The sequence below is a fragment of the Hungatella sp. SL.1.14 genome (assembly GCF_024460495.1).
GTDB lineage: Bacteria > Bacillota > Clostridia > Lachnospirales > Lachnospiraceae > Hungatella > Hungatella hathewayi.
The window spans coordinates 1-357 of record NZ_JANFYJ010000195.1 but is presented as its reverse complement, the minus strand read 5'-3'; the positions used below and the strand labels follow the sequence as shown (position 1 = coordinate 357).

Genomic DNA, 357 nt, shown 5'->3' with positions numbered 1-357 from the left:
AGAAGAATTCTTCAAAAAGCCGCTGGAGACGCTTCTCCTTCTTACCGGCAGCGCAGAGCAGGTGATTAGGCAGCTTACCACAGTACTTTCTTCCTATGAAAGCCTGATGGAAAAGCTTGAGGTGGACATCTCCATGATTGAAAAGGAGAAAGATAAGATCGTGGAGATCCTGGAGGATTACGTACGTGAGGTTCACGCAAACCTTGGAAAAATAGACCGGAATTCTACGATCACCGTCCGTGACCGCCAGATTAAAATGCTGAAGATCCAGATTCCCAGCTGGGAGGAGAATGAGAATCTCTATCACGTCCGCCTGATGGACTTTATGGATGAGATCACGGCAAGGGGGATCGAGCT

The 357-nt window shown here is 48.2% G+C and carries 1 protein-coding gene; it reads left to right on the top strand.

Annotated elements, in window-relative coordinates; all coding sequences use genetic code 11:
* The coding region (locus tag NE473_RS30640) for a hypothetical protein (RefSeq protein WP_256265598.1) at positions 1–357 on the top strand (357 nt) is incomplete at both ends.